Annotated in this window: 13 protein-coding genes; 3 read left to right on the forward strand and 10 right to left on the reverse strand. The window is 50.5% G+C overall.

All coding sequences use genetic code 11. The annotated features are described in order from the left end of the window. Window positions 1-124: 124 nt before the first annotated feature. Window positions 125-2,206, forward strand: coding sequence for an alpha-ketoacid dehydrogenase subunit alpha/beta (locus JT719_RS01300; protein ID WP_207430321.1), 2,082 nt, complete (start codon window positions 125-127; stop codon window positions 2,204-2,206). Window positions 2,207-2,340: 134 nt separating this feature from the next. On the opposite strand, the gene tamL is transcribed toward JT719_RS01300, so the two are convergent. Continuing rightward, window positions 2,341-4,839 (reverse strand): translocation and assembly module lipoprotein TamL, encoded by a 2,499-nt coding sequence (gene tamL / locus JT719_RS01305; protein WP_479725261.1) that lies wholly within the window; start codon window positions 4,837-4,839, stop codon window positions 2,341-2,343. Here tamL and JT719_RS01310 point away from each other — a divergent pair. Then, on the forward strand, window positions 4,811-5,557 hold the full coding sequence (locus tag JT719_RS01310) for an RNA methyltransferase (protein WP_207430325.1): 747 nt from the start codon (window positions 4,811-4,813) through the stop codon (window positions 5,555-5,557). The two genes, tamL and JT719_RS01310, sit on opposite strands and share 29 nt — an antisense overlap. 142 nt (window positions 5,558-5,699) lie before the next feature. Here the strand turns inward: JT719_RS01310 and JT719_RS01315 are convergent, their stop codons facing one another. From JT719_RS01315 to JT719_RS01325, 3 genes are read right to left on the reverse strand one after another with little or no spacing between them, the layout of a single operon-like run. Beyond that, complete coding sequence (locus tag JT719_RS01315; protein WP_207430327.1) at window positions 5,700-6,839, reverse strand: outer membrane beta-barrel protein; 1,140 nt, start codon at window positions 6,837-6,839, stop codon at window positions 5,700-5,702. A gap of 12 nt (window positions 6,840-6,851) precedes the next feature. Then, window positions 6,852-7,730 (reverse strand): hypothetical protein, encoded by an 879-nt coding sequence (locus JT719_RS01320; protein WP_207430329.1) that lies wholly within the window; start codon window positions 7,728-7,730, stop codon window positions 6,852-6,854. 11 nt (window positions 7,731-7,741) lie between these two features. Further along, the gene (locus JT719_RS01325; protein ID WP_207430331.1) at window positions 7,742-8,281 is read right to left on the reverse strand and encodes a sigma-70 family RNA polymerase sigma factor; all 540 of its coding nucleotides are present in this window, start codon (window positions 8,279-8,281) and stop codon (window positions 7,742-7,744) included. A gap of 232 nt (window positions 8,282-8,513) precedes the next feature. Here JT719_RS01325 and JT719_RS01330 point away from each other — a divergent pair, with 232 nt between their 5' ends. Next, complete coding sequence (locus JT719_RS01330) at window positions 8,514-8,918, forward strand: rhodanese-like domain-containing protein (RefSeq protein WP_207430333.1); 405 nt, start codon at window positions 8,514-8,516, stop codon at window positions 8,916-8,918. Between the two features lie 161 nt (window positions 8,919-9,079). Here the strand turns inward: JT719_RS01330 and JT719_RS01335 are convergent, their stop codons facing one another. The 6 genes from JT719_RS01335 to JT719_RS01360 all read right to left on the reverse strand — a co-directional run bounded on the left by JT719_RS01335 (window position 9,080) and on the right by JT719_RS01360 (window position 15,071). Then, complete coding sequence (locus JT719_RS01335; protein ID WP_207430335.1) at window positions 9,080-10,000, reverse strand: bestrophin family protein; 921 nt, start codon at window positions 9,998-10,000, stop codon at window positions 9,080-9,082. Between the two features lie 37 nt (window positions 10,001-10,037). Next, window positions 10,038-10,502 (reverse strand): hypothetical protein, encoded by a 465-nt coding sequence (locus JT719_RS01340; protein WP_207430336.1) that lies wholly within the window; start codon window positions 10,500-10,502, stop codon window positions 10,038-10,040. Window positions 10,503-10,726: 224 nt separating this feature from the next. Then, a complete protein-coding gene (locus tag JT719_RS01345; protein WP_207430338.1) occupies window positions 10,727-12,100 on the reverse strand; it encodes a sensor histidine kinase in 1,374 nt (457 codons plus the stop codon). After that, complete coding sequence (locus JT719_RS01350) at window positions 12,097-12,786, reverse strand: response regulator transcription factor (RefSeq protein WP_207430339.1); 690 nt, start codon at window positions 12,784-12,786, stop codon at window positions 12,097-12,099. Before JT719_RS01350 ends, JT719_RS01345 begins: the two co-directional genes overlap by 4 nt. Window positions 12,787-13,058: 272 nt before the next feature. Further along, entirely contained in the window at window positions 13,059-13,418 is a 360-nt protein-coding gene (locus JT719_RS01355; protein WP_207430341.1) for a CoA-binding protein, read from the reverse strand. Between the two features lie 72 nt (window positions 13,419-13,490). Next, complete coding sequence (locus JT719_RS01360) at window positions 13,491-15,071, reverse strand: NAD(P)/FAD-dependent oxidoreductase (RefSeq protein ID WP_207430342.1); 1,581 nt, start codon at window positions 15,069-15,071, stop codon at window positions 13,491-13,493. Between the last annotated feature and the right edge of the window lie 259 nt (window positions 15,072-15,330).

A 15,330-nucleotide genomic window follows, 5' to 3' on the forward strand; every position in this document is an offset into this window, starting at 1 on the left:
AAGTATCGGGCCGTTTTAGAGCCGTTCTGACAAAAATAGGCGATAAATAGGAGAGCCCCGCAATTTACCGGTTTTGCTTTCTTCAGGAATAACCGTTATTTTCAAAACAAACAATTGTTAGTTTATGAATCAGACTTCTGTTGAGGCCCCTCCGCAGGTAGACTTTGATCTGCTGCTGAAAGCTTATCGCCTGATGCTCACCGCCAAGGCCATGGCCGACACGTACGAAGAAAATAAATCGGTTTGCAGTAAATACGTCCACAGCACCTCGCGTGGGCACGAAGCCATTCAGTTGGCTACCGCTTTTCAGCTCACAGAGAAAGATTTTTTATCGGTGTACTACCGCGATGAATCCATCCTGCTGGGCCTGGGCCTGACGCCGTATGAACTCATGCTGCAGTTGATGGCCAAGCGCGATGATCCCTTCAGCGGGGGCAGAACCTATTATGGGCATCCCTCACTCAGAAGGGAAGGGTTCCCGGTCATACCGCACCAAAGCTCGGCCACCGGCATGCAGGCCATTCCGGCTACTGGTATGGCGCACGCCTTGTCTTATTTGGAGTCCCAGAACCTGATGGACTCGCAGGATGGCCGAGTGGTGCTTTGCTCTCTGGGCGATGGTTCTGTAACCGAAGGCGAAGTGGCCGAGGCATTCCAGATGGCGGTCTTGAAGAAATTACCCATCATTTACCTAGTGCAGGACAACGATTGGGGCATCTCCGCGAAGGGTTCTGAGATGCGGGCCATGGATGCCTATGATTACGCAGCCGGTTTCAAAGGAATGGAGCGGCTGCGCGTAGACGGGTCCGATTTCCTGAATTCCTATACCGGAATGAAGGAGGCCTTCAGGATAGCCCGCCAGGAGCGGAGACCAGTGCTGGTCCATGCCAAGTGCCCGTTGCTGGGGCATCATACTTCCGGCGTTCGGCGGGAATGGTACCGGGGCGATAATCTGGCGCAACACACGGTACTGGACCCAATTCCTAAGTTGGGCAATTACCTACTGGAGCAAGGCTTGAGCGAGGCCGAACTTACCTCAATAGCCGACGAAGTCAAAGCCGAGGTGCAGGCTCATTATGAGAAAGCCCTGGCTGCACCAGATCCTCATCCTGCCAAGTTCAACCTGCATGAGTTTTCTGAACTGCATGTGAAAGAGGAAACCGGCAGGCGCCAACCCGCCAATGCCGAGAAAGTGACCATGGTAGACGCCGCTCTGCATGCTGTAGACGACATCCTGCGCCAGTACCCGGAGGCTTTGTTCTACGGACAAGACGTAGGCGGGGAACTGGGTGGTGTGTTTCGCGAAGCGGCCTTGTTGGCCAAAAAATACGGCGATAACCGGGTGTTCAATACGCCAATCCAGGAAGCATACATTGTGGGGTCAACTGCGGGTATGTCGGCGGTGGGAGCGAAGCCTATCGTGGAGATCCAGTTCGCCGATTACATCTGGCCCGGCATTAACCAACTGGTGGAGGAACTTTCCAAGAGCTGTTACCTGAGCATGGGCAAATTCCCGATCCAGTCTTTGATTAGAGTGCCCATTGGAGCATATGGCGGGGGCGGACCTTACCACTCCGGCAGCATTGAATCCACGCTGCTGAACATCAGGGGAATAAAAGTGGTCTACCCCTCCAATGCCGCAGACATGAAGGGCTTGATGAAAGCCGCTTTCCTGGACCCAAATCCGGTAGTGATGCTGGAGCACAAAGGCCTGTATTGGTCTAAAGTACCCGGCACCGAAGACGCCAAAACCATAGAGCCAGATGCTGACTACATCCTGCCTTTGGGCAAAGCGAATGTGGTGCAAACGGCTTCAGAGGAGCAGGTGAAAATGGGCAACAGCCTTACGGTCATCACCTACGGGATGGGCGTGTATTGGGCCAAAACAGCCAGTAAACAGTTAGCCGGCGAGGTGGAGATTGTAGATCTGCGTACCTTGAATCCGCTGGACTTTGATACGGTGCAAGCCTCCGTGAAGCGGCACGGCAAAGCCCTGGTTTTGACCGAGGAACCTTTAATGAATTCCTTCGCCGAGTCGCTGGCTGGAAGAATCAGTAGAACCTGCTTCCCCTACCTGGATGCACCCGTGTTTACCCTAGGCGCTGAGAACCTTCCGGCCGTTCCTCTGAATGTAGATTTGGAGCGCATGATGCTGCCTAATGCGGAGAAGGTATTGGAAGCTATTAAAGAGTTGCTGGCTTACTAGATGCTAGCCGCTAAATTCGTTTTTAGCGTAATAACGAAGCCCCCGCTTTTAAGCTGTTTTCAGAAAAACAGCTTAAAAGCGGGGGCTTTGGTTTGGCAAGAAAGTTTACTATCTATTATTAAACTTCTCGGTACTTAGAAGGGATACCCGATACCCAGGTTGAAGGTGGCTTGCGTGTTGTTACCAAAAATGCGGTCGCTTCTGAATTGGTTGATGACAAACCGGCTTCCCTGCGGCATGGCTGGATCGTAGACCTTGGTGGCAATATCGAAACGCAGAATGGCGAAAGTGAAATCCAGGCGAACCCCAAAACCGGTGCCCACCGCCAGCTCTTTGTAGAACCGGTTGAATTCAAACTTAGCCCCTGGTTGGGTCAGGTATTGCTCTGGATTAGGGTTGGTGTTTCGCTCATTGAACAACCAGATATTTCCGGCATCCAGGAAGAGGGCTCCGTTCACGTTCGCATTCCCAAACCGGAACATCCGAAAGCGGAACTCCGAGTTCAGTTCCAGTAAAATCTCGCCGGTTTGTTCAAACAGGTAATCTACCTCGCCGGTGGTTTTGTTGATGAGCGCGCTGGAACCCGGCCCTAACCGGCGGGGCAGCCAGGCCCTTACGCTGGAAGAACCTCCCGCAAAGAAGTATTTGTCATAGGGCAAGGCTCTTGATTCACCCAAAGGCTTGGCAATACCTCCGTTGGCACGATACACAAACATCATGTTGTTGCCCAAGGTATGGTAACGGCGATAGTCCACGTTCACTTTGGCAAACCGGTAGGTGTTCATGTCCTTAAACCGCTCGGCCACATAATTCCAAAGCAAGCCGCCGCTCTCCACAAAAATTCTGACCAGCTTGGCATCGTTTGACTGGTTAAAGTTAGCGGTATTGTAGAGGCTGGTGAAGTTAATGGAAGAAACAAACGCGTTCTTAAAGCTTTCATTCAGCGGGTTCCCCGATTGTTCCAGCGTCTGCAGGTAGGCATTGAAGGTGGAGTCTATGCGAGGCGTGCTGATCACGTTGATGTCTAGCGGCGAGAAACTGAACTGGTGGATGTTCAAGCGCTGCCAGATGTAGTCAAAGGAGAAGTCTACGTTGGTTCTGGTGTACTCATTGCGGTCTACATAGGTGTAACCGGTACTGAACCTGGTGCGCGGGTTGAATTTGATCAACAGGTCATTGGTCCGGAAAGGCACCAGAATCTGCGGGAAAGTAACCCCCATGTCGGCACCCACCTCGGTTCTGCGGCCCACGGTGGCCACGTTCCGTTGTAATTGTCCTTCCACCCCGGCCCGTATCCCAATGTCAAAGATCTCGGCCCCGCCAAAGATGTTCCTGATCCTGAACCGGAAACTGGCGTACGGGCCCGGCACCTGCTCGGTGAAAGTACCACCTACTTCAGAGGTTTCCTGGAATCGCGGCAGAAGAGAGGTATTAATCTGGGCATCCAGTAAACCCTGGTTCGGGGCTAAAGTTCCCAGAGAATCTTCCACCTTGGTGTAGTTGATGGTAGTGTACTTGAATACATCCAGGTTGCTGATGATGCGCTGGTTGTTTAAGGTTCTGGTGGCGGAGTAGGTCTGCCCGGGTCTGATAATGACTTTCCTGGCCAGAATCTTCGGTTTAATGCGGTGCTGGTAAGCCAGAAAGTGAACGGTATTCAGCTCTACCGTATCGCGGGAGCGGGCAAAGCGGTTCAGGCCGGCATCGGAAGTAAAATAGACGTGGTTGATTCTATAGACTCGGTGCAGCGTGGAGTCTGAAGGATTGGCCACCAGGGTACTGAGCCGCACGGTGTAGTCCTCAAAGCTGGTATCAGCTTCAAAGGTGATGAATTGCTGCCGCAGGTCATAGTACCCGTTGTTTTTCAGGAGCTGCTCTATCCGGATTCGTTCCTGGGAGAGAATGTTTTCATCATAGGGCTGCTGCAACCGGATGTGGCTAGCTGTTTGGTTCTGGTGTAACAGGCGCAGGATAGCGGTGTCTGGTACCTGGTAAGTATGCTGGGTAAGCACGTAGGGCTTGTCTTCCTGCACCTGCAGCGACACAAACACCTTCTTTTTGCGGGTTTGAACCGTGGAGGCAACGTGGTTCCGGAAATAGCCTTTGGAGTTAAGGTAAATACGAACCTGTTCCTCGGTTTGCGCCAGTTTGGTGGAATCAAAGATGGCCGGTGGCTCCCCAACCGTACGCATAAGCCAGTTGCCGTTTTCTTTTTTGTTCTGGAGCTTGGCTAATTTGTTTTCTTTGCTTTCAATGAGCTTGTCAACCTTCACCGAGTCACTGCCGGCTCGCTGGATGCGTCGGTTATAGTCTGCGGTTTCTTCTTCAATGTTAGCCTGAATGCGCTCTGGGTTGTAAAAGCTTTTGCCTAAATAGTAGAGGTTCAGGTAAATAGGAGCGCCCAGCACCCGGCGGTTAGGTTTCTGCTGGTACAAAGCCGAAATTTCAGACTTGTTATTTTGTTTGACTCCTTCCAGCTTTATGCGCCAGAGCAGCCGCTCGTTTTCGGCCAAGTGGCGGGTAGGGGTACAACTCATGAACAGGCACAGCATTGTGAATACCGCGCCGAATACGTAACATCGTAGCTTCAAACGTAGGAAAGGTATGATCTCAAAAGGGGCTTTGAAGTACATTAGGTCACTGCAAATAAAGAAATATAGATTGCTTCACCAAGCTTTCACGGTGGAAGGTGAAAAGAGCGTGGCAGAACTGCTGCAATCAGACTTTGAACTGCAAACGGTCTATGCCACCCAAAAATTTTTACAGAAGCATACCGGTCTTCTCAGGAAAGGTTTTGAGGTAGTGCCGGTAAGTGAGGAAGAGTTAGGCAAAGCCGGTTCAATGGAAACCAACAACGCTGCCTTAGCTATAGCAAAAATGAAGCCGGGTACCGATTTTTCCTGGCAACAGAACCCGTTTGTACTGGCCCTGGACGAGGTACGCGACCCCGGCAACCTGGGCACCATCATCCGGATTGCTGACTGGTACGGGCTCACCTCCATTGTACTCTCAGAAAACAGCGCCGATTTCTACAACCAGAAAGTGATTGCCGCTACCATGGGCTCTTTCACCCGCATCACGCCGCACTACGTTGATTTAGGCGTGTTTCTGGAAAACCGGCCCCAAAACATACCTGTGTACGGAGCGGCGCTGGAAGGCAAAAACGTGCACAGACTATCGCTGCAACCACAGGGGGTGCTCATCATGGGGAATGAATCGCACGGCATCAGGCCCGAGATCATGGAGAAGGTAACCCAGCCGCTGCACATTCCCGGCAGAGGCGGTGCTGAGTCGCTCAACGTGGGAACAGCCACAGCCATCTTGTTAGATAATTTCTTCAGAAACATCTAAGTAGATTTATTCAGGAGTTCTGCGGCTTTACATGTTTTAAGCCTTATTTCCTGAAAAACTGCCCAAAACAGAATTAGTCTAGAACCTGAATAAAAAAAGAGGAGCTTGCGGCTCCTCTTTTTCATTTTGAATGCTTTCTGACTTAGATTTTGATTCTCAACCCTACGGCTAAGGCATTGGCCTGAGGTCCTTTGTTGTCTTCAAACATGTCATTCAGGTTATACTTCCCGAAGAACTCCAGGCTTCTGATTCCCACGAAACCAGATACCCCGTAAAGGAAATCGTTCAGGTAGAAATCATCTTTGGTTTTGTTTTTGAAGTTGTCTCCGTCCTGTGAGTACTTAACTTTGGAGTGGCTGCTGAGCATGTAGCCTACAAAGCCCCCGCCGCCAATTTTGAAAGCGGTTTTGCCTTTTCTGTTTTTGAAGTCAAAGCCAACTTCCAGCGGAATGTTCACTGAAGAGGTAGCCAGTTTGCTTTTCTCCAGGTCAAGGGGAGCGGCGTTCACAAAATCGGTTCTGCCTTCGTTGTTCACTATCATAATGTTGTTGTCAAACATGTAGTTGTGGAAGTCAAAGTTGAACCCGGTCATCAGGCGCAGCGGGCTGGCTTCACCGCCTATGCGGTAGATCCATTTGCTGTTCAGGCTGATGTAGCGCGAGGCAAGCGGTCTTAGCTCTATGTCTGTTACTTCGCTGCCGGCCAGGGCCTCTTTGTTCATCCAGTGAGAAACACCCAGGTCTATCTGGAAATCAAACTCTTTTCTGGGGTTGCGGTTTTTGTAACGTTTCTCGTCTTTCTCAGCGGTTTCAGTGGAGTCTGAGGAGCCAACATTCACTTTTACTTTAGTGCTGTTGCCGTCTTCGTCTTTTTCTATGTCAACGCCCACTTTGTCGGTGATCCGGATGCGGTTCTTTTCTTTGATGGTTACCTCAGTGCCGCCGGGACCGTTCTGGGTAATGGTGATGTTCACGTCTTCAGAAGTATTGGCCGATGCCTTGTCTATGGTGACGGTTACTTCTTCGCCGTTTTTGCCGGCCGCTTCTATCTGGTTGGCGTATTTATCCAGCAGCAGCATGAGAGAGTCAATCTTCTCGTTTTTTAGATTTTTCAAATCTTTCACATCTTTCACCACCACCAGGAGACGGGCATCACTTTTAAGCTTTAAAATGAGGGTATCTTGAGGGGCAGCCAATTTTGGGGCAAGTGAACTGGCGCGAGAAGGCAAGGCGATAGCTGCAGCCACCATGGTGGCCGTTAGCAAGGCGTACATACGTTTCATGGAAGTAGGATTTTAAAGTTCTATGGTCTTTGTGATTTTCTTGTTCCCAATGTGGGTTTCAAGAGCGTACGTGTGTTTGGTGATACCTAATTCTTGCAGATCAACCTTTTCACCTTCTTTGAGGTTTTTCACTTGTTTCAGGATTCCTTTCAGGACGCGTCCAGAACCTGTTGGGGTTTCCTCCTCTTGCGGTGTGTGATCTACTTTAGTAGATGCAGAGGCGAGGGTGGTGGTTGCCTGTGCATTGTCAAGTTTTACAATTATTTCTAAAGACGCTGGTTCTGAGCTGGTTTTTGTTTCTTCCTGCTTTTTCACCGGAGTAGTGGCGGCCATCAGAACAGGCTCAGACACCATTTTCACGGTTGTAGGCTCAGTGGTGCGGGTTTGAGCTGAAGTTGTACCCGTAGCCTTTCTGGTCACCGAGGTTACCTGCTGGCGTTCTTTTGTAGAGGCAGAAGCCAGAGCCTGCGCCTGGGCTGCCTCAGCAGGAGCGGCAGGAGTAGCGCTATTGAAGCTTGGCTCAACTGTTTGCGCAGGAGCAGGTGTTACTTCTGTAGCGGGTGCCTGGGCAGCAGGAGTTACTGTTCTCTGTTGCTCTACGGTAGCCACGCTGCCAGAGGGCTGCAACGGATCTATGTTTTCTCTGTTTACCCAAAGACCTACGCTCAGCAGCATGGTTACCGCGGCAGCCGCCGAGTAATACCACATCCTGATGGGCTTGCGTTCCTCTTTCTCCTCTACCGGAGTGGGAGCCAGGAAAGGATTAGGCACCTGTTGCTGACCGTTGGCTTGCATACGGGCCTGCATGCGTTCCCACACATCATTGCCTGGGGTAACCGGTCGGTTCTGAAGCTTGTCTCTGAATAATTTATCTAAGTCTTCTGCGCTCATGTCTTTGTCCGTTAGATGGCGATCATTACTCCTTGTTGGGCCAGCATGCGCTGCAGCATGGCTCTGGCTTTGCTTAACTGTGATTTGGAAGTGCCCTCAGTGATGTTGAGCATCTCCGCAATTTCCTTGTGTGAGTAGCCTTCAATGGCGTACAAGTTGAAGACTGCCCGGTAGCCGGCCGGAAGCTCTTTCAGCATATCCATCATCTCCTCGGCGCTCATGTCGCTGTCAGCGGAGGCGTCCTCAGAGGCCAGATGGATGTGCTCTTTGTCTATGGCCAGGTGCATGGGTTCCTGTTTGCGTAACTGTTGCAGGGCTTCATTTACCATGATCCTGCGAACCCAGCCTTCAAAGCTTCCTTTTTGCTCAAACCGGTTCACATGCTGGAACACCTTCATGAACCCGTTGATCAGGACTTCCTCGGCATCCATCTCGTTCTTGAGGTACCGTAGGCAAACCCCCATCATGGGGCCGGCGTAACGGTCGTACAAGAATCGCTGGGCTTTGGCATCGCCTTCCTGCAGTGCTTTTACCAGATCTGTCTCGTTCACGGGTTGTAGAAGTTTAAGCTATACTTTTTGCCTGTTTGTAATGATAGATGCACCACCTTAAATTTCGGTTGCCTGGGATCTTGAAAAAATTTTAAGTAAAAATAAGATTTTGGCTTGAAGTTAAGGCAGGTTTTCAGCCTGTTTGTGCCAAATTATTGTACATCAAGAAGTTATTCGCTTACCTTTGAATAGATTACTGTATAGATCGATCCAAAAAATTTTAAATAGACCTATGAAATCGTTTCTGATAGCCTTGGCGTTAAGCTGCACCCAAGTTGTTTTTGCGCAAGACAAACCCGCCAGCACCCTTACTCCGGACCAATACAAGGAAGTAGTAAAGCAGGAAAAGGGAGTTTTAATTGATGTGCGTACCCCCGAGGAATTTGCACAGGGGCACCTGAAGAAAGCCAGAAACTCAGACTACAGGGGAGGAGCTTTCGCGAAGGAACTGGAAACGCTGGATAAATCTAAAACCTATTACCTGTACTGCGCCTCGGGGAACAGAAGCGGAAAAGCGCTGCAGCTCATGAAGGAGGCAGGTTTTGAGCACGTCTATAATATAGGAGGCTATAAAGACCTGCAGGCCGCAGGCTTACCCGTTAAAAAAGCAACGGCCAGTAAAAAGGCTAACCAGTAAAATTAGGTTTTCCTCGTTTTTAGATTGATTTAGAGAAAACAGCCCTAAAACTGATGTGAAAATCTCTGACTTTCAACCATTAAAAAAAAGTGCCTTTGCCTAAGAATTCTGGGTTAAACAGAAGACCTGGCAAAGGCACTTTTGGTTAGTAGCTTATCCTATTATAAGATATAGAAAGCTACTTTCTGCTCTTTTTTAGGAGCTTCTTCGGGTTCTTTGTATTCGCGGAGCATCTGTTTCAAGTCGCGGTCAATGGTCTGCGCGATGGTGCTCATTGGGGTATCGGTGGGTTTATTCTCAAAGGGGTCTTGCAGATGAATGGCCATTTTCTCGATCAGTAGGAAGGAGGAGGCAATTGCCACTACCAGCGGCACCATCATGATCCCGAACACGTCTATCACTCCGAACGGCAGCATCAGGATAAAGAGGATCAAGGCCAGGTGCGTGTACAGGCTGTACGTAGCCGGGAATACGGTATTCTTGATGCGCTCACAACCACCCATGGAGTTACAAAGGCGGGTCAGTGTGCCGTCAATTTCAATCTGCTGGTACTTATTGATCCAGCCTTCTTTGTAAGCCCGGCGCAAATCCTCCCCGTGCAGCTGCAGCAATCCCACGGGTTTGTTGGTGTAGTCCCGTAGGTAAGCCAGCTGCTCCTTCGACATCAGTTTATCGGCTCCCTCCAGGGGCTCCAGTCTTCTGAGGGACTGGCCCAGGCTGTAGCACCAGGCAATCTGCCGTTTCACAAACCTTTCCTTGAAATACAAAGCCTCCACGGAGTTGTAAGGCGTGTCCACGAAGTTTAGAACCTGGCGGGTAAGCGTGCGAGAATCATTCACAATAGCTCCCCACAGCGTACGGGCTTCCCACCACCGGTCATAGGCCTGGTTAGACCTAAATGCCAGCAGCAAAGACAAGATGGTACCCAGCATGGTAGGCACCGCAATAGGAATGGAAATACGGGTAAAGTGGAAATTGATGTATATGACCGCCACGAAGACCGCATAGGCCGTCACGATCAAGACTTCTTTTTTGATTTTCCCAAATACATACCTGCTGGGAATATTATTCTTCAACAACATAAGTCAAAAGTTAAATGGATAGAAAAGATAGGATGCCTTAAGAAGCCTGTTCGGTTCTGTGGGCAAAGGTGCATTCTTGCGGAGTGATAGAAATGACAGGCAAACCGCATTTCTCCAGGAAGAGGTTAGGGTTCAGGCTTTGTTTGCTCAAAGCCTGGAACTTGTAAGTAGTAGGGGAGGCTATAAAGTCTATGGAGTTGGCCTTCAGAAAGTTCTTAAAAGCCACCAGGGTAGTACCGTAGAAGCAGGTCCAGTTCACTCCTTCCAGTTCCGGATACTCCTGCTGCAACTCCACGCATTCGCCGTAGAAGTCCAGGGAAATAAGCGTTTCTTCCTCGCGGCTTCTGCGGGCCAGCATCAGCAAATCAGTGATAGAACTGGATAACCCGAACGGATGGAAAAGCAACACCTTCAGCGGCATTCCCGGAAAAGTTTCCAACAGTTCAGGAATACACGCTAAGGAGTCTTTCTTGAAATTTGAGGGCATCAATACAGTAGTCATAGCTCGTCAGGTTTGGTGACTAAAACTTTAAACAAACCTACGCGAGTGGTATTAAGCCTCTTTTAGAGCGGGATTAGAATGTTATTAGAATTGAGATTAGAAAGATAAGTCTTTGAAAATCAGCGATATTTATTTTGATTAAGTCAAAATAAAAGGGAATACCGTAGAGGTTCCCTCTTGTTTTAAGGCTGATTTTACTAAAACGTATTTAAAACAGGATGGGCCTAGAAGGTATCGGCCAGGGGCAGGTGTACCCTGATTTCGGTGCCGGAGCCTTCCTGGGTGAGAATCCCAATGCTGCCTTTGTGCAGGCGAATGATGTTAAGGGAAAGCGGCAGCCCAACGCCGTGGCCTTCAAAATCGGTGGTGTTGGAGGCCCTGAAGAAAGGCACGAAGATGTAGGGCAGTTCCTCCTCGGGGATGCCAATGCCTTTGTCCTGCACCGAGATGGTTAGTTGGCCGTTCTCGGTGGCAATCTGCACCCGCACCGCCTGGTTATGGGAATACTTGCAGGCATTCAGCACAATATTGCTGACGGCTAATTTTAGCAGGTTCACGTTCCCGCTTACCTGCAGGTGGCTCTCGTCCTGGGGCAGCTGGCTGAAGTCTATCTGGATGTTGTTCTCAGGATACAGTTGGTCGGCGGTTTCTTTCACCAGCCAGAGCAGTTCATCAATGCGCACCAGCTCCCAGTTCTGCTTTTTGCCGTCAAACCCGCTTTGGGCAATTCCCAACAGGCTGGTCAGGATGTCCTTGAGCTTATCAGACTCATCCAGAATTTTCTCCACGGCTTTCTGGTGCTCCGGCAACAACCCTGGTTTAGACAAAGCCAGCTCAGCTTCCCCTTTGATAATAGTGAGCGGCGTGCGCAGCTCATGCGAGGCATTGCTCACAAAGTTGTTCTGGGTCTCAAAGGCTGTTTCCAGCCGGGTGAGCATGTCGTTGAAGGTCTGGGTCAGTTCCGCGAGTTCGTCTTTGTTCGTGCCCACTTCCAGGCGCTGGTTCAGGTTCTCGGCGGTAATGCCCTGCACATTCTTGATGATGTCGCGCACGGGCTTGAATGTATGCCGGGTGAACCGCTTCCCTAAAAAGAACACCAACACCACCGAAAACAAAAAGCCCAGGAGAAGTATGCGGGAGAGGTGCGCCACTTCTTCCAGGCCATACGGGTTCTTCGCCGATACAATCACCAGGTACCTCTTGCCCTTACTTTCCTGCAAACTTCCGGCAAAGAAAGTATGCTGGGTGCGGTACCTGCCCGTTTTGTCCTGGATCACCTCGGCCAGAAAAGCCACCGGAATTCCTGCTTTCCGCAGCTTGGCCAGTGGGTTCACCTCTGGGACCTCCAGCAGGTACTCTCTTTCTTCGGGGAGTTTCTCCAGGTACGCTTGCCGCAGCATCTTTATTTCATGGGGCTCAGCGGTGGCATTGATGTTCAGGTGAATGGCCGAAGCCAGGTTTACGCGCGTTTCCAGGCGTTTGTAGAAATCCTCAAAGGCGTAATGGTTAGTGAAGAAATAGATGAAAACGCTGAATAGCAGAATCACCAGGGAAGTTAAAATGGAGAATAGAAGGGTAGCCCGGGTTTGGATGTTCATACTTCATCCTCCTTGAGAACATAACCCATCCCGATAATAGTATGAATGAGTTTTGGCTCATAGTCTTTGTCTACCTTTTTCCGGAGGTAGTTGATGTAGACATCCACCACGTTGGTGCCCAGGTTGAAATCTATGTTCCAGACGTTCTCCAGAATCTCAATCCGGGATAAAACCCGCTTCTGGTTCTGCGTCAGGAACTCCAACAGGCGGAACTCAGTGGCGGTAAGGGGAATCTTGTTGCCGCTACGGGTCACCTGTTTTTCTATCAGGTCAACTTCCAGATCCGCGATCCTGATTTTGTTCTGCGGCACTATTCCGTTCTGCGACCGGCGGGTAAGGGTTCTGATGCGCGCGTTCAGCTCAGAAAAGTTGAACGGCTTTACCAGGTAATCATCGGCCCCGCTATCCAGCCCGGTAACAATGTTTTCAGGCGAGTCCAGGGCGGTAAGCATGAGAATGGGCGTTTCTACCTGGTTTTCCCGCAGCTTTTTGCAGACTTCCAACCCGCTGATCTCAGGGAGCATCAGATCCAGGATGATGAGGTGAAAGGGAAAATCCATGGCCATTTTCAAGCCCATGGTACCGCTCATGGCCACGCTAACGGAGTAGCCTTCCTCCTTCAAACCACGCTGTAACATTTCGGCCAGGCGGGCTTCGTCTTCCACCACAAGAATCTTCTTCTCCATGTAATCTGGTATCGTTCAGTTCAAAAATAGTACTTGATGCATAACCGAACAAAACGCCAATGGTTACAAACTTTGCAGATTACCAGTTACAGGCAGAAAAGCAGGGAGTGAAAACCAGAAGAATCAATAGGGTTTGCAGAAAGAAGGAGAGGGGTTAAAGGAGCCGGATTGCTTGTAATGGCTTAGGCCACAAAGCAAAAGCGTTTTGGAGCTGCTTGCTGATAAATAGCTCCAAAACGCTTTTCAGGTAATCTTAACAATGTTCTTACAAATCAATAATTCCCGATGGAAAGCATCACCAAGGTACAGGCATGCAAGGTCTGGATGTTCTGTTCCTGGGCTTTCTTCTCAAACTCGTAGTTCTCAGTGCCGGGGTTGAAGATGATCCGTTTGGGGTGGAGAGACAAAATATAGTCGTACCAGCTGGGTTGGTTTTGCGGGCCAACATACAGGGTCACGGTATCTACGCCATCTACCTGGGGCTTTTCAGTTTCAATAGGCAGACCGGCCACCTGGCCCTTCCGGATACCAACGGGCACTACCTCGTGGCCCGAGCGTTTCAATTGATGCACCGCTTTATAACTATAGCGTCCAGGGTTGTCTGAGGCGCCAATCACTATCGTCTTTTTCATGGCTTTGCAGGTATTTTTAGAAAAACAGGCAAAAAACGCCTACGTAATTATACTCATAAACAGGGGTGCGGGTTAACGCTTAATCAGCAAGGCTACCTGCTCGGCGCAACGCTCCCCATCCATAGCCGCCGACACGATTCCACCGGCGTATCCGGCTCCTTCGGCACACGGGAAGAGGTTCTTGATTTGCGGGTGCTGCAACGTCTCTTTATCCCGAGGGATACGAACCGGGGAAGAAGTGCGGCTTTCCACGCCAACAATCTGAGCCTCATTGGTCAGATACCCGCGCATTTTATAGCCGAATTCCTGAAATCCGCCCCGAAGCCTTTCCCCTATAATAGGAGGCAGCACCTTGCGCATGTCTACGCTGGCCAAGCCAGGTTGGTAAGAAGTCTCCAACAAAGACGTAGAAACTTTCCCTTTCACAAAATCGTGCAAGCGCTGGGCTGGAGCCACCTGGGTTCCGCCCGCGGCTAGGCAGGCGTTGCGTTCCAGTTCCTGCTGCATGCGCAGCCCAGCCAGGGCCCCGTGGCGTTTCAGGTCCATGTCTTCCAGGTAGATGGCCACCACAATGCCGGAGTTGGCATACTTGGAATCTCGGCGGCTGGGCGACATACCGTTTACCACCACCTCGCCGGGAGCCGTTGCGGCCGGTACAATGAACCCGCCGGGGCACATACAGAACGAGAACACGCCTCTTTCCTGGCCTTTATATTTCACCTGTTGCACCAGGGCATAGCTGGCGGCGGGCAAGTGCTGGCCCCGGTCACCGTTCTCGCAGTGGTACTGGATGCCATCTATCAGTTTTTGCTGGTGCTCTACGCGCACGCCCATGGCAAAGGGCTTGGCTTCAATAAGGATGTTTTTGGCGTGCAACAATTCATAAATATCACGGGCCGAGTGACCAGTGGCCAGAATCAACGCATCGCCTTCAAAGGTCTCTCCGGAAGCGGTCACTACGCCTTTCACTTCCTGGTTCTCCAGGATGAAATCCGTTACCCGGGTATTGAAGTGAATCTCTCCGCCACGGGCCAGAATAGTTTCTCTGATCTCGGCAATGAGCACCGGCAGTTTATTGGTCCCGATATGCGGGTGGGCATCGAACAGGATGTCCGGCGTTGCCCCGTGCTGCACCATAATCTGGAGAATGCGTTGCACATCGCCGCGCTTTTTGGAGCGGGTGTACAGTTTCCCGTCTGAATAGGTGCCGGCCCCGCCTTCCCCGAAGCAGTAGTTGGAGTCTGGGTTCACCACATGCTCTTTGTTAATGGCGGCCAGGTCTCTGCGGCGGCTCCGCACGTCTTTCCCGCGTTCCAGCACCACGGGCTTCAGGCCTAGTTCCAGGCAGCGGAGGGCAGCAAACAATCCGGCGGGTCCGGCTCCTACAATCAGCACCTTCTCTGCCTCAGGCTTCACTTCTGGATATACATAAGAAGGAGCAATAGATGAAAGATCTGGGGCCTGGGTGTACACATCGGCACGCACCTTTACTTTCACCTGGCGGCCGCGGGCGTCAATGGATCTCTTAATCTTATGGATAAAAGCGGCATCTGCAGGGTTTAGAAGGCCAGCTTGTTGCAGGAGCTCACGCTCCAGAAGGGCAGGGTCATAGGCAATCTCGGGTGCCAAGACCAAATCAAGTTCTTTTTTCATGTACTGGTGTAAGGTAGTTAGCCTTAAAGTTTAGGTTTGTGACACCTGTCTTTTATTATAGCTGCAAAGATAGGTACTCTTTAGAAACGAAAACCTGCTCAGGAAAATTCGTTTTAACCCTGATTTTCCAGAACCAGCAAAAAAATTGTTCTCCCAGTAAACTTTTTTGACCGGTAAAACATTAAGCCCACGCTAAGTCTTGTAAATAACTAATCTTCAGCGTTTTAACTTTGTATTAGAAAAGTGAAAGTTACTGAAT

This window comes from Sabulibacter ruber (assembly GCF_017355955.1).
In the GTDB taxonomy this organism is placed as follows: Bacteria; Bacteroidota; Bacteroidia; order Cytophagales; family Hymenobacteraceae; genus Nibribacter; species Nibribacter ruber_A.

Coding starts and splice junctions, on each gene's coding strand:
- JT719_RS01315 (WP_207430327.1), bottom strand. CDS start 6,839: ATGAAACGTATGTACGCCTTGCTAACGGCCACCATGGTGGCTGCAGCT.
- JT719_RS01355 (WP_207430341.1), bottom strand. CDS start 13,418: ATGAAAAAGACGATAGTGATTGGCGCCTCAGACAACCCTGGACGCTAT.
- JT719_RS01300 (WP_207430321.1), top strand. CDS start 125: ATGAATCAGACTTCTGTTGAGGCCCCTCCGCAGGTAGACTTTGATCTG.
- JT719_RS01310 (WP_207430325.1), top strand. CDS start 4,811: ATGATCTCAAAAGGGGCTTTGAAGTACATTAGGTCACTGCAAATAAAG.
- JT719_RS01350 (WP_207430339.1), bottom strand. CDS start 12,786: ATGGAGAAGAAGATTCTTGTGGTGGAAGACGAAGCCCGCCTGGCCGAA.
- tamL (WP_479725261.1), bottom strand. CDS start 4,839: ATGTACTTCAAAGCCCCTTTTGAGATCATACCTTTCCTACGTTTGAAG.
- JT719_RS01335 (WP_207430335.1), bottom strand. CDS start 10,000: ATGTTGTTGAAGAATAATATTCCCAGCAGGTATGTATTTGGGAAAATC.
- JT719_RS01345 (WP_207430338.1), bottom strand. CDS start 12,100: ATGAACATCCAAACCCGGGCTACCCTTCTATTCTCCATTTTAACTTCC.
- JT719_RS01320 (WP_207430329.1), bottom strand. CDS start 7,730: ATGAGCGCAGAAGACTTAGATAAATTATTCAGAGACAAGCTTCAGAAC.
- JT719_RS01330 (WP_207430333.1), top strand. CDS start 8,514: ATGAAATCGTTTCTGATAGCCTTGGCGTTAAGCTGCACCCAAGTTGTT.
- JT719_RS01340 (WP_207430336.1), bottom strand. CDS start 10,502: ATGACTACTGTATTGATGCCCTCAAATTTCAAGAAAGACTCCTTAGCG.
- JT719_RS01360 (WP_207430342.1), bottom strand. CDS start 15,071: ATGAAAAAAGAACTTGATTTGGTCTTGGCACCCGAGATTGCCTATGAC.